We start from the raw sequence: 14,343 nt of genomic DNA, 5'->3' as shown, positions 1-14,343 counted from the left end.
GGGCGCATGCACGTTAAACGCAAACACCGCAGGCAATAAACCACTGGCAACACGAAAAGTATCGCCATTCGCAACAGGACCACCCGCTAAGGTATGACCGCCCGGATTCTCCACAACACCACGCGTCGAATACACGCCAAAACCATTGACAGAACCATCCAACGTCACACGCCAACCCTCCTTGCCTAATAACTGAACCTCAGCCCTGGCAGACGTGTCATACAGCCCTAAAACACCCGCCACAGAGATAACACATAATCCAACGCAGGCACGAAAAATCATACCCACACGCTCCTTCCTCGTATAAAAAAACATCTCTCTACTTCCTCCTGATAGGTCTTCTTGTTTTGCACTTCCTTCTTGTGAACACTCCTGCCCCGTTTTCACGGATTAAAGCATAAACGCCATCCTCATGCAAACGGAATCGTTGCCGCTCCGTTATAAAAGCAAAGCCACCCTAACACAAGCTTTATCGTCATGTAAAGAATTTCATGCCGTGATGGTATCGCCTGCCTTCTATGACGTATATATTTAACGTTTATATTTAGCGTTGCTTTTATTCTCTCTTGCCCTATGCTTTGAGCAACAAGGAGGTGCTCTTTTAACCAAAAATCCTGGAGGTCTCCGACTATGTCTTTTGAAAAAAAACAATCCGTGCGCTGGAGGCGGTCCATAGGGGTCGTCGCTGCCATGACTCTCCTGTGCTTGCCTATATCACGGACAGGACACGCAGAAACAACAGAATTGCCAACAATTCATGTCCATGCGCCTACCCCCCTGCACCATAGTGGGATGGTGGTCGATGATGTGCCACACAATGTCCACATCGTCCAGCCTGACACGTATAACAGCAACGACCTTGCGGCCATGATTCATAGCCAATTGGGTTCACTGACAATCCATGATGTGCAGAACAATCCCTACCAAAAGGACGTATCTCTTCGAGGGTATATTGCATCGCCTCTCTTGGGGAGTCCTCAAGGCATTGCCTTTTACCAAAATGGTAGTCGATTCAATGACGTCTTCGGTGACGTTATTCAGTGGGACACACTCCCGACATTTGCCATTGAGAGCGTGCAGGTCATTCCCGGGGCGAATCCTGTCTTTGGCCTGAACGCCATCGGCGGTGCTATCAGCGTCAACATGAAGAACGCCTTTTCCCAGCCCCATCATCAGATAGCGCTCAGTGGCGGCTCTTTCGCCCAATCCAACAATGTTGTCGAAGTTCGACATGTCAGCTTTGACAAGACATGGGGAAGCTATCTGGGCGGAACATATTTCCGCGAGGATGGGTGGCGCGACTTCTCCTCTAGCCGTGTCGGACAAATTTATGGCGATGTCACAAAGAAGACTGACAAACTGACGTGGTCTCTCAATGTGAGCGCCAGCGATTCCGAACTCGTCGGGAATGGGCCGACTCCTGAAGATCTCTTGGCCGTAGAGGGCCGAGACGCCATCTATACCCATCCCGATAGGACGGAAAACGAAAATATCCTCTTCGCCACCCAAGCGTCATATATCATGGATAGCAAGTGGACATTTCGAGGCAACGCCCATGTCCGTCTGCGAGAACGTTCGACACTGAACGGAGACGAATTCGAAGCGGAAGAGTGTGACGTAGGAGGCGATGAATTCTTTGTCACCGATGAGGATGCTGTGGATGCTGATGGGGATTGCCTCGATGAGGATGGCAACAAAGCATCAGATATCGATGATGTGGAGGACGCCATTATCCTCAGCACGGGCGACGCCTTAGAGGAAGATGATTTACCCGATGGCCTCGATGATGACGACATTGCCGCCCTCAACACAAGCACCACCGAAAGCAGTGATATAAGCCTCACAGGGCAGGCGCACTATGACGACATATTTTATGGACGTCCATTCTCTGCTATCTTTGGGGTCAACTACCATTATGGACAGGTTGAGTATCATAGCCAGACAACGCTAGGCATGTTCGATGCGACAAGGGGCGTGAGCTCTCTCGCCTTGCTCGTTGGCGGTGAGACGCCTGTGGACTTGGAAACGACTCAACATCATGTCGGGACGTACTTCACCTCGAGCTATGAACTCTTGTCAGCACTGACACTTACCGTTGATGGACGCTATAACCGCACGACTATCGAATTGGAGAATACAGGAGGCGCGCATAATAATGACCTGAACGGCGACCATGTCTATAGCCGTTACAACCCCGGTGCCTCACTCCTCTGGCGTGTGTCGCCGCTCTTTCAGCTCTATGGGCGCTATGGCGAAGGAAATCGCACACCCACCGCCAGCGAGCTGGCATGCGCTGATCCCGAACAACCATGTCGCCTCCCTAATGCGTTTCTCGCAGACCCTCCTTTGGAGCATGTCGTCAATAGGTCCTATGAATTGGGTATGAGAGGGCGTTATACCGATGCCTCTGTCACATGGCAGTGGCATACGAGCTTGTTCAGCGGACATAATCACAATGACATCTTGTTTGTCGCTGGCAACGCCATTGGCACAGGGTATTTTACCAACGCTGGACGCACGCGCCGACAAGGTATCGAATTCGGTGTCCAAGGCACAACGAAGAGCCTCCGCTATGCGCTCAATTATGCCTTCGTCGATGCCGAATATCGAACGGATGAAGTCCTGCCTTCTGGGGAAGCCTATGAAAATCTGGATGACGCGCTGTGCGATGACGATGGCTGTTATGTGAAGAAAGGCAACGCCATCCCCGGTATCCCGCGCCATAACATCAAGGGCGGTATCACCCTCTTTGTTGACAATGTGTCCTTTGGCGTCGAGGGCATTTATACCGCTCGACAATATCTCAGGGGAGATGACGTCAATGCTTTCGACCCCATTCCTAGCGCTGTCGTCTTTAATCTCAAGGCGGGGTATCAGCTCTTCGACAATCTCGATGTGCATCTCGATGTCTATAACCTGTTGGATGAAGAGTATGAAACATTCGGGATTATCGCCGAACCTGAGTTAGATGCGGGAGGACGTAGCCCTCGATTCTTGGGGCCAGGCGCGCCTCGCACCTTCTTGGGACGCGTCAATTACCGATTCTGAACGCTCTCTATAGGCGCAGCATCCACAAGGTGAAGGCGGAGACGGCGCATGCCAGCCACCATCTCGCAACGGACATGGCCTGCAAAGCGCGCGGCTCTGCCTTCATAGCGCTTAAGAAAGGCGCCTAAGCCACTCTGCCAACAATGAAAGGCCACCGCCTCTATCTCGCCATGCCCCAATGACATGGAGGAACGTAGACGGCATGCGCCATGCGCTTGCCCGTCACCGAAAAAACGTATCGACTCGATCGTCATGGACGAAAACATGAAGCACGGCACGGGATAATCCACCCCCCATGGACGCAAACGCGCCATATCGTCCCACAACGTAAAGTCCACAGGGATGCGCGCCGTCTCACTTTTCTTGTGGCCCTTCTTGCGGTCATGTCTCGCCACCAGTCCACCCATCACGCCATCAACCCATAAGACGGGTTTCGCTAGAACACCAGCCATCCTGTCCCATTTTTCCTCGATAAAATGAGCAAAGAGACGTAACTGCGCCTCGTCCCGCGCGCACATACCGCCTGCCATCGCATGTCCACCGCCACGCCACAAAGTGCCAGTGGCGACAGCCTCGCACAGCCACGCCTCGACATTCACCCCCCTAACACTACGGCATGAGCCAACCCATACCCCATCCTCTCGCTGTCCAAAGACAAAAGACGGACGATGAAACCTCGACACACGCATGGACGCTAATAAACCCAGAATGCCAATGGGACATGCCTTATCCCACAAGACACAATCATTGTCTTTCTTCTCTGTCATGAAACGCGCACTCCATTGCGCCTGCATGGCTTTACGGCGCTTATTCACATGATAAAGACGCTCAGCATCGGACGCACGACCCTCAACCAACATATCTAAAGCGCGCCTGCTCTCACCCAAACGCGAACCAGCGTTCAAACAAGGACCGATGACATAGGCACACGTCTCTTCATCCACAGGCAACCCCACCCTCGCACAACGTATCAGATGACAGAGCCCCGCATAGAGTTCTCCCCACAGGGAGGGACGAGTCTCATGAGGGGGTGTGATGTCGCCACAGCACGCACTATTTAAGACACGCAAACCCAAACGAACGAGCCTGTGATGATGCCTATCCATAGAGACCACATCACAGATAATAGCGAGCGCGACAAAACCCGTATAACCCACCATATCCCGCGTTGATGGCACGACACGCCCCATGCGCCCGATAGACGCATGCTGTCCTATCGTGCGCTGAAGGCGCGAGAGAACGACAACAAACATGAAACACAACACTGTGGCACAGGCATGGCGATAGGCTAGGGATGAAGGCTCTGTCCCTTCGCGTTTGTGCGGATTCACCACCCAACAGCCGTCTTCCCCATCCCCCCAATCCTCATGCATGCGGTGGTGGTCAAAGATGATAATGTCCATATCCTGTGTGTAAGGCGACCAAAAGGCCTTGTCGGCACTGCCACAATCGCACACGAACAAGAGCCGAACACCGCTGGCGCGCAAAGCCTCTATCCGCTGGGCGTTGGGGCCAAAACCCTCACGCACCCTTTCTGGCACAGCGCGCACGATACCATGCGCACAGAAGCGACGTAAATAATGGTCAAGGATGGCGGCCGAACATGCCCCATCCACATCATAATCGGTAAAGAGGCCTATCTTCTCACCCTTGCTCAGTGCTTCCACACATCGTTGTGCCACCAGAGGCAACAGGGAAAAACGCTCGTACGCCATGCTGTCAAGCCATGCGACGCCATCCTCCCAAGAACCATCGCCATGCCACAAAGCGTCCGTCTCGTCAGAAATGCCATAGCCACGACTCACTAAGAGACGCGCCATCACTGCCGACATGCCATAATGCTGTGAGAGGCGCTTTTCATCCTCCATCGAGCTGGCGCGACGATGCCAAGCACAGCCTGAGACCGACTCATGGCCTTGCACCAAAGGGACGTCCCCTGCTCTTACCATCGTCTCCTTCATCATATCATCATAGGCGGCACATTGTCTCTCTTTGCGCCTTTGACCATGCATGGTATGGACATGAACGCCAACATCAGTCTATATAGACACAAAACGCCACGGGATACAAGAAGGACCATACCCTTGCACACACAAGAACCCCGTCAACAAAGCATGTCCTGCCTCAAAGAGCATATCATTGTCCTCGTGGGCATGATGGGATGTGGAAAAACGACCATAGGAAAAAAACTCAGCACCATCATCCCCATGCCTTTCATCGATAGCGATGCCGTCATAGAACAACGTTACCGCATGTCCATCCAACATATTTTCCGTCGCCATGGCGAGGATGTCTTTCGTCACTATGAAAGAGAATGCATTATCCACACCATCCTCGAACGACCAGCGTCCGTTGTTGCTCTCGGTGGCGGCGCCTTCATCCAAAAAGCCATACGCGACGCCATCACACGACAACATGCCATTAGCCTATGGTTAGATGTGCCTCTGCCTATCCTCACCCAACGTTTAGCAAGGAAAAACGCGCATCGCCCCCTCCTCCATGGCAAGAACACACGCCATCGACTCCGCACACTCTACAGGCAACGACAACCCTTCTATGCCCAAGCCAATATCCGTTGTCCTTGTTCTATGGAAAAACCCGATATAACGACACGACAAGCCCTTGACGCCCTACAACATTATGTCCAGCATAAAGAATGGTCATGCAACAGCACGTCATAGAGATACCTTTTCATGAGACACCATGCCGTATCATCATCGGCCGAGAGTCTCTCCCCTCCATCGGACAGCACGTCCTTGAGACTCACCACAGCACACAACAGAGCACGTCCGCCGCCCCTCCCCACGCCTTCATCGTCAGCGAAACCATTGTCTATGACCTCTATGGCGCACAGCTCTGTGAGAGCCTCACACGCCACAAGGTCAAGCATACATGCTGTGTCCTCGACCGCCATGACTATGGTGGCTCTTCTGAGTCGCTCAAATCCTATGATGCCTTACGCGCCATATGCGAGCATGCCTTGTCGTCCCATATCACGCGCGACAGCATCCTCATCACATTAGGCGGCGGCGTCATAGGCGATGTGGGCGGCGTCGCCGCAAATCTCTTGCTCAGAGGGCTCCCCCTTATCCATGTGCCGACAACGCTCTTGGCGCAAGTCGATAGCGCCATTGGCGGAAAAACCGCCATCAACAGCCGTCATGGCAAAAATCTCATTGGCACATTCTATCAACCGCGGCGAGTCGTCTGCGATAGCGCGACCCTCACAACCCTGCCTCAACGCCATATCACCGCTGGCTATGGCGAGATATTGAAATATGCATGTATCAAAGATGAACCATTCTTCCAATGGCTCGACCAGCATGCCACCTCACTCCTACAAGGCGAAGGACGCGACATCCTGTATGCTATCTCCCATTGTGCCGCCATGAAGGCGGACATCGTCATGCATGATGAAAAAGAACAAGGACAACGCGCCCTCCTCAATCTAGGACATAGTTTCTGCCACGCCCTCGAAGCCGCGAACGCCTTTGACGAGTCTCTCCTCCATGGCGAAGGCGTTCTTATCGGTCTCCTTCTCGCCGCGCGCCTCTCCGTCACCCTCAAGCACGCCCCCCCCTCGCTAGAACAACGCCTTTATGCCCATCTCGAACGCCACCAGCTCCTCCCCGAACAATTATGGACGCCCGCCACAAGCCTCACCACCGACACCTTGCTGACATGTATGCAACGGGATAAGAAAAATCGAGGAAACACCATGACGCTTATCCTCATGCGCGCCATTGGCAAAGCCTTCATCGCCCCCCAATGTCCCATCGACCCCATACGCCAAACCCTCGACCACTATCTCACCCAACAACGCACCACCCCCCAATAGCACACAACCTCATGACAACAACCTCCACCCTCATTATCGCCACGACCATCATCACGCTCTTGGCATGCTCTGCCTTCTTTTCAGGAACAGAAACAGCCATCACCGCAACCTCCAAGTTACGTATCCATCGATGGGTTAAACAAGGACGTAAGAGAGCGCGTCTGGTCGAAAAACTACAACAAGATAAGGAACGTCTCATCAGCACCCTCCTCCTCGCCAATAATGTCGTCAATACCCTCGCCTCCGCCCTCGCCGCCAGCTTGTTTATCACCCTGTATGGCGAAGAAACAGGCGTCATCCTCGCCACCATCGTCATGTCAGCCCTCATTGTCATCTTCGCTGAGACCATGCCGAAAACCTTCGCCTTGCGCAAGCCAAGCCATATCAGCATGGCTGTCGCGCCCTTTTTACGAATCCTTATCTTTGTCCTCTATCCCTTTTCTCGCCTCGCCCACGCCATCGTCACCATCCTCCTTTACCCATGGCGCGACAAACTCGCCCCCTCACAAAAGACAAAAGACGAAGAAGAACTCCTTGGCGCTATCGACCTCCATGGCGATACGACAAAAAACCATGATGAACGTCTCATGCTCCGTAGTGTCCTCGACCTCGATGATGTGAGTGTGGGCGATATTATGGTCCACCGACAAGATATGTTTGCCCTCGATATCGGACAACCCATCGACAGCCTCATCGAACGCGCTATCACATCACCTTATATGCGTATCCCTATCACAAAAGGACGCGCCGACAACATTATCGGTATCCTCTATGTCAAACATTTGCTGAAAAAGGAAAATCAACCCCACAACGAAAAAGACCTCGTCCGTATCCTCCATAAGCCATGGTTCATTCCAGAGTCGACGTCCCTCCTGTATCAATTGAGGGCATTCCAACTGAAAAATGAACATAGCGCTATGGTTATCGATGAATATGGCACGCTCATGGGAATCGTCACCCTCGAAGACATCTTAGAAGAAATTGTTGGCGATATTCGAGACGAGTCAGACACGAAAACCACACAGATAAGCCAAAAACAAAAAGACGGCTCTATCATCGTCGAAGGGCATAGCACGGTGCGCGACATTAATCGCTTCATGGGATGGGACCTGCCAGACGATGAAGCGGCCACCATTGGCGGACTCATTACCTATGAAGCGCGCGCCATTCCCCAAGCCCAAAGACGCATGCGTTTCTACGGATTCGAATTCACCATCCTCGCCGCCACCAAGAGGCGTATCGGCACGGTGCGTATCAAACCCATTCCAGCGCCGCCAGAGGAGGACTCGCCATAAAGACGCGCCCTGTCGACTCAGCTGATACCAGCGCGCAAACAATCATGGATATGGAGAATGCCACACGGGACAAGGGAGTCGCCATCCGTCACAAAAAGGCTCGTGATCGATGCGTCATTCATGGCCTTCAATGCCGATACCGCTAACGCCCCCTTCTCTATGGTGTGAGGATGGCGTGTCATGATCTGTCCCGCCTCCTTTTCTAAAATCCTATGGCGCATATGACGGCGCAAGTCGCCATCCGTGATGACACCGCATAACGCCCCCTTGTCGTCCACAACCCCCACACAGCCAAAATGTTTGCTCGTCATGACGAGCAAAGCATCGCCCATCGATGTCGCCATCCTCACTAACGGCAAGGTATCCCCCTTGTGCATCAACGCCTCAACGGTCTGCAAACGCATGCCAAGACCGCCGCCCGGATGAATGTCTCGAAAATCGTCCTCAGAGAAACCGCGCCAGCGCAACAGCGCCAGCGCCAGCGCATCGCCTAACGCCAGCATCATCGTCGTGGATGTCGTCGGCGCAAGGTCGAGAGGACATGCCTCCGCCACAGAAGGCAAAAGCAACGCCACATCCGCTGCCCGACAAAACATTGTCTCCTGAGCGGACGCGCCACAGAGCGCTATCAAAGGAATGGTATAGCGGCGACTATAGGACACAATGGACATCAACTCGTGACTCTTGCCAGAATTGGACAGGGCAAGGACGACATCGCCCTTGCCTATCATGCCAAGGTCGCCATGACAGGCTTCTGCCGAATGGACAAAAAAGGCGCGCGTGCCTGTGGATGCCAATGTCGCCGCGACTTTACGCGCAATATGGCCACTCTTTCCCACGCCTGTCACAATAACACGTCCCGCACACTCACCCATCACAGAAAGGGCGCGCTCCACAGCATCGCCATCGAGCGTATGGGCGACATCCTGCAAAGCCTTTGCCTCTGTTATCAGGGTGTCGCGCACATCATCTAACAACGCCATCCCATCAGTGGGCGCATCGAGAGGGGAACGGGACTCATAGAGTGTCGAAAGGGAAGAGGCGCGTTTTTTCATCATCTGTGGGGACATCGTGTATGTAACATGTTACATATATTACATATATATGTATTGACTCCCTATCATGCCATGCGTTGAGCCGTCTCGATACATGATAATATCACATCATCGCCTCTCATAGAACACGATTATGTGGCGATGTGCCACCCGCCCATGTTGCATCATGCTATGGTTTTCCCTATAATGGCATGCCGTCACGGGCCGTCATGGGAAGAGGGCCCCGTGTTTTTTGCGTTTTTTAGAGACATCACCACAGACCATGCCATCCCAACAAGGACTTTATAACCCATCCTACGAGAAGGATTCGTGCGGGATTGGTTTTATTGCCCATATTGACAATGCGTCATCCCATGCCATCGTCCAAGATGGCTTGCGTATCCTGTGTAACGTCACCCATCGGGGCGCTGTGGGCGCTGATGCTCTTGCCAGCGATGGTGTCGGCATTCTCACGCGCATGCCCCATGCGTTCTTCTCTCGTATCCTGAAGCAAGAGCTCATACCCGATTCCTATGGCGTGATGACTCTCACATGCGCCCACGCTCAACAACAAGGGGTGCGCGCCCATGTCGAGGCGCTCCTACAACGCGAAACACTCCCTCTCCTCGCATGGCGTCATGTCCCCACCAAAACGCATGTGGTTGGCGAGTCCCTGCGTCAGGACATCCCATGCTTTATCCAAGCCTTCATAGGCCGCCCTGAGGGGCGTTTCAAGCAGAGCCAAGATTTCGACAGGACGCTCTATGTCATCCGTAAGCAACTGCGCCATGCGCTCAAAGAGAAGAGAACAGAAGACAATGACATCGATAGCGCCTCAGCATCGAGCCAAACCATTGTCTATAAGGCGCTTGTCATGGCGTCACACCTCAAGACATTTTTTCCCGACCTCATGGAGAGTGACTTCACATCGAGCATCGCCCTCGTCCATCAGCGTTTTTCTACGAACACATTTCCCTCTTGGTCTCTGGCACAGCCCTTTCGCCTCCTCTGTCATAATGGCGAAATCAATACACTTCGCGGCAATATCAATTGGATGTGCGCCCGCGAACAGAGCCTCGAAGGAAGCCTGTTCACGCCCCAACAGCAAAAAGCCTTGCGTCCCGTCATCACAGAAGGGCTCTCAGACTCCGCATGCGTCGATGAAGTGCTCGAGCTCATGCTCCATGGCGGCTATAGCCTTCCCCATGCCGTAACAACCCTGATCCCAGAGGCATGGCAAAATGATACGCTCATGGCGCCAGCACAGCGCGCCTTTTACGCCCACCATGCCGCCATCATGGAACCATGGGATGGCCCCGCCGCCATCGCCTTCACTGACGGACGCCTTATCGGCGCCGTCCTCGACCGCAATGGATTGCGCCCAGCCCGCTATATCATCACGCGCCAAAGACAATGTATCCTCGCCTCAGAAGCAGGAGTCCTCCAGCATATCCATGACCATGACATCCTCAAAAAAGGACGCCTCCATCCCGGCAAGATGCTCCTCATCGACCTCCACGCCAAACGCATCATCGATGATGACACCATCAAAACCCAATTGGTCAATGCGCACCCATGGCAGAAAAAACAACAGCAACACGCCATCCCATTTCCCCCCAGCACAGAGGCACGCGACACAGACATACGCGACACGGGCATACGCGACACGGGGACACATGGCATCAAGACAACGCAAAAGACACAGGGAAAGAACACGCCAGCGATTCACCCGCCGCCCTTTATCAGCAAACGCCCTAAGGCGCACGATATACGCCATGCCCACAAGACCTTTGGCTATACCCGAGAGGATATTCTGTATTATATCGTCCCGATGATGACTCAAGGAAAAGAACCCTTAGGCTCTATGGGTGTCGATACGCCCCCTGCCGTCCTCTCCACCCACCACAAGTCCCTCTATCATTTCTTTAAGCAACGTTTCGCACAAGTCACCAACCCCGCCATCGACCCTTTACGGGAAGCATGGGTTATGTCCCTCAAGACGCTCATAGGCGCAAAATATCCCCTCTTCGAACCCCAAACACAGAAGACAAAAGACACAACACACCCGCGCTATATCACCTTAGAGGCCCCATGCATCGATAGCGATACCCTCGCCCAGCTCTGCCACCATGCCCAACGCCACAATATCCCCTATCATGCCATTGATATCACCTTTGATAAAGAACGCTCGACTCTTGCCGATACCATCGATGCCCTCAACGACCATGCCTATCGTCTCAGCACCCGCCATGACACGTGCGTTCTCGTGCTCACAGACCGCGCTCTGTCGAAAAAACGTGTGCCTATCCCCAGTTTGCTCGCCCTGTCTGCCGTTCATCATCACCTCATCAAAAAAGGAACGCGCCTCTCTCTGTCCCTGCTCATCGATAGTGGCGATGCGCGCGAGCCTCACCATATGGCATGCCTTGCTGGCTATGGGGCGGACGCCATATGCCCATGGCTCGCCTTAGAGACCATTCATGCTCTGTATCAAGAGCATGGGACGCGCTATGGCATCACAGAACAAAGAGCACAAGAACAATATCTCAAGGCATGCCATAACGCTCTCCTGAAGACGATGTCGAAAATGGGTATCTCGACCTATCAATCCTATTGTGGCGGACAAATTTTTGACTCCCTTGGCCTATCGCGCACCTTTATCGACCGCTATTTTCCCGCTACATCCGCCCCCATCAGTGGTGTCGATGGTGACGCCATTGAAAAAAATATCCGCCATCACCACGACCATGCGTGGAACAATAAGGCAACAAAGGACATATCAGCGCCCATACCCTCGCTCTTATCCTCCTTGAAGGTAGGCGGCGACTACGCCATGCGCACCCATGGAGAAAGCCATGCATGGCATACGGACTCTATCGCATCTCTTCAACATGCCGTGCGCGGGAAACTCCATAGGCGCTATAAGGAATTCACTCAGCATGTCTATCGCGATGACCATGCAATGGTGACGTTGAGACGCCTCCTCTCGCCAAAAATCCTTGCGCACCATGCCATTCCTCTCAGTGAGGTGGAGTCAGCCTCGCACATTGTGCAACGTTTTGCCACAGGGGCGATGTCGTTTGGCTCTATATCTTATGAAGCGCACACCAACCTCGCCATCGCCATGAACCGTATCAACGGGAAATCCAACACGGGCGAAGGAGGCGAAGATGAACAACGTTACCATCGCCTCGAGAATGGCGACTCCATGCGCTCGCGTATCAAACAAGTGGCATCGGGACGCTTTGGCGTCAATAGCACCTATCTCGTCAATGCCGACGACATACAGATAAAAATCTGCCAAGGGGCAAAGCCCGGGGAAGGCGGACAATTGCCGGGCGAAAAAGTCGACGCCGTCATTGCGCGTATACGCTGTTCTACGCCCGGTGTTGGGCTTATTTCCCCGCCGCCTCACCATGATATTTACTCTATCGAGGATATTGCTCAGCTGATCTTTGACTTGAAGAATATCAACCCACAGGCGCGCATTAGCGTGAAATTGGCGTCAGAAGTCGGTGTGGGCGTTGTCGCCGCGGGAGTCGCCAAAGCGCGCGCCGACCATATCACCATCGCCGGCACAGAAGGAGGCACAGGCGCATCGCCGCTGGCATCCATAAAACATACGGGATTGCCATGGGAGATAGGACTCAGTGAAACTCAACAGACCCTCGTTCTCAATCGGCTCAGGGATAGAGTCTGTCTACAAGTCGATGGCGGGCTACGCACCGGCGAGGATGTCCTTGTTGCTACTCTGCTCGGCGCCGATGAATTTGGCTTCTCGACCGCCCCCCTTATCGCCAGTGGCTGTCTTATGATGCGCAAATGCCACCTCAATACATGTCCCGTAGGCATTGCGACACAAAATCCCATCTTACGTGAGCGATTCCACGGCACGCCAGACCACGTCATTAACTATTTCTTCTTTGTCGCCGACGAACTACGCTATTGGATGTCTCTCTTGGGCTACAGGACACTCCAAGAGCTCATCGGGCGCGCCGACATATTACAACGTAAAACATCAGACGCCATCCCAGACACCATACGTCCCCATGCTGACGCTATCGATCTGTCGCCATTGCTCTTTGTCCCTCCCCTCGCTCGCCATGACAAGCGCGCCCACCACAAAGAGCAACGCCATCCCCTCGCTGACGTCAAAGACCAAACCCTTGTCGCTAAAGCGCGTCAAGCCTTCAAAGAGAATAAACCCCTCCACATAGACACCGATATATGCAATACAGACCGCACATTTGCGACCATGCTCTCAGGCTTTGTCTCGAGACATCAAGGCACACGCGACGCGCCACACCCCCATCCCCCCATCACCCTTCATGCGCGAGGCTGTGCGGGACAGAGTTTTGGCGCATTCCTCTGTAAGAATATCCATCTCACCCTCGAAGGAGAAGGCAATGACTATCTCGGCAAAGGCTTGAGTGGCGGACATATCGTTGTCCATCCCCATAAGGACTCACAACGACAGAGCCATGACAATATGATTATCGGCAATACAGCGCTCTATGGCGCAACCAGTGGCAGTTGCTTTGTCGCTGGCATGGCAGGCGAACGTTTTGCCGTGCGTAACTCAGGCGCTGTCGCTGTCGTTGAAGGCGTGGGCGACCATGCATGCGAATACATGACGGGCGGATGTGTCGCCATTCTAGGGGCGTTTGGACGCAATGCCGCCGCTGGCATGAGCGGCGGTATCGCCTACCTCTACGATGCTGACGGCACATGCGCCCAATGGTGCAATACCGATATGGTCGATATCGCCTACGCACAGGAGTGGCAAAAGGGAAAAACAGAAGAGAAGGCGCGCCGCGCCATCAATGAAGAAAGACCCGACCCACAAAGCATCGACCGCCTCATGGTGTCTATCATGGAACACCCCCTACAGGATGATTGGTGGCGTTTGCGCATGCTTATCACACTCCATGCCCACTACAGCAAGAGCCGTTATGCCAAGAGCTTGTTGGATGATTGGGAAAAACACAAGCGCCATTTTGTCAAAATCATCCCCCGTGATTTTCGCCATGCCCTCACCAAAGACGCAACAGGAAAGAAATCCCTTGATTGTCAACCACAAACATTGGTAGAGGAAAAGACGGCATGAGCGTTCGCCAACGCTCTCTGA

Annotated in this window: 8 protein-coding genes; 5 read left to right on the top strand and 3 right to left on the bottom strand. The window is 53.5% G+C overall.

Annotated elements, in window-relative coordinates; all coding sequences use genetic code 11:
• Positions 1–282, bottom strand: a 282-nt coding sequence (locus tag GDA54_02665) for a hypothetical protein (protein MBC6497209.1), incomplete at its 3' end; no start/stop codon positions are given.
• A gap of 348 nt (positions 283–630) precedes the next feature.
• On the opposite strand from GDA54_02665, the gene GDA54_02660 reads away from it, so the two are divergent.
• A complete protein-coding gene (locus GDA54_02660; GenBank protein MBC6497208.1) occupies positions 631–3,048 on the top strand; it encodes a TonB-dependent receptor in 2,418 nt (805 codons plus the stop codon).
• Here the strand turns inward: GDA54_02660 and GDA54_02655 are convergent.
• A complete protein-coding gene (locus GDA54_02655; protein ID MBC6497207.1) occupies positions 3,036–5,060 on the bottom strand; it encodes a DHH family phosphoesterase in 2,025 nt (674 codons plus the stop codon). The two genes, GDA54_02660 and GDA54_02655, sit on opposite strands and share 13 nt — an antisense overlap.
• A 102-nt stretch (positions 5,061–5,162) precedes the next feature.
• Here GDA54_02655 and GDA54_02650 point away from each other — a divergent pair, with 102 nt between their 5' ends.
• From GDA54_02650 to GDA54_02640, 3 genes are read left to right on the top strand one after another with little or no spacing between them, the layout of a single operon-like run.
• A complete protein-coding gene (locus GDA54_02650) occupies positions 5,163–5,729 on the top strand; it encodes a shikimate kinase (protein MBC6497206.1) in 567 nt (188 codons plus the stop codon).
• Positions 5,705–6,886 (top strand): 3-dehydroquinate synthase, encoded by a 1,182-nt coding sequence (aroB, locus tag GDA54_02645; GenBank protein MBC6497205.1) that lies wholly within the window; start codon positions 5,705–5,707, stop codon positions 6,884–6,886. Before GDA54_02650 ends, aroB begins: the two co-directional genes overlap by 25 nt.
• Positions 6,887–6,897: 11 nt before the next feature.
• The gene (locus GDA54_02640) at positions 6,898–8,181 is read left to right on the top strand and encodes a DUF21 domain-containing protein (protein MBC6497204.1); all 1,284 of its coding nucleotides are present in this window, start codon (positions 6,898–6,900) and stop codon (positions 8,179–8,181) included.
• Positions 8,182–8,198: 17 nt separating this feature from the next.
• On the opposite strand, the gene GDA54_02635 is transcribed toward GDA54_02640, so the two are convergent.
• Positions 8,199–9,164, bottom strand: coding sequence for a KpsF/GutQ family sugar-phosphate isomerase (locus tag GDA54_02635; GenBank protein ID MBC6497203.1), 966 nt, complete (start codon positions 9,162–9,164; stop codon positions 8,199–8,201).
• A 334-nt stretch (positions 9,165–9,498) separates the two neighbouring features.
• On the opposite strand from GDA54_02635, the gene gltB reads away from it, so the two are divergent.
• Positions 9,499–14,322: a glutamate synthase large subunit gene (gene gltB, locus GDA54_02630; GenBank protein MBC6497202.1), complete on the top strand. Its 4,824-nt coding sequence runs from the start codon at positions 9,499–9,501 to the stop codon at positions 14,320–14,322.
• The last annotated feature ends 21 nt before the right edge of the window (positions 14,323–14,343 follow it).

Source organism: Alphaproteobacteria bacterium GM7ARS4 (assembly GCA_014332745.1).
Classification (GTDB): Bacteria; Pseudomonadota; Alphaproteobacteria; order GM7ARS4; family GM7ARS4; genus GM7ARS4.
The sequence above is the reverse complement of the archived record's forward strand: the minus strand, read 5'-3'. Positions and strand labels throughout refer to the sequence as shown.

Bases quoted from the DNA above. Each gene is read 5' to 3' on its own strand.
- GDA54_02660 (MBC6497208.1), top strand. From the start codon at position 631: ATGTCTTTTGAAAAAAAACAATCCGTGCGCTGGAGGCGGTCCATAGGG.
- GDA54_02655 (MBC6497207.1), bottom strand. From the start codon at position 5,060: ATGCATGGTCAAAGGCGCAAAGAGAGACAATGTGCCGCCTATGATGAT.
- GDA54_02650 (MBC6497206.1), top strand. From the start codon at position 5,163: ATGTCCTGCCTCAAAGAGCATATCATTGTCCTCGTGGGCATGATGGGA.
- aroB (MBC6497205.1), top strand. From the start codon at position 5,705: ATGGTCATGCAACAGCACGTCATAGAGATACCTTTTCATGAGACACCA.
- GDA54_02640 (MBC6497204.1), top strand. From the start codon at position 6,898: ATGACAACAACCTCCACCCTCATTATCGCCACGACCATCATCACGCTC.
- GDA54_02635 (MBC6497203.1), bottom strand. From the start codon at position 9,164: ATGGCGTTGTTAGATGATGTGCGCGACACCCTGATAACAGAGGCAAAG.
- gltB (MBC6497202.1), top strand. From the start codon at position 9,499: ATGCCATCCCAACAAGGACTTTATAACCCATCCTACGAGAAGGATTCG.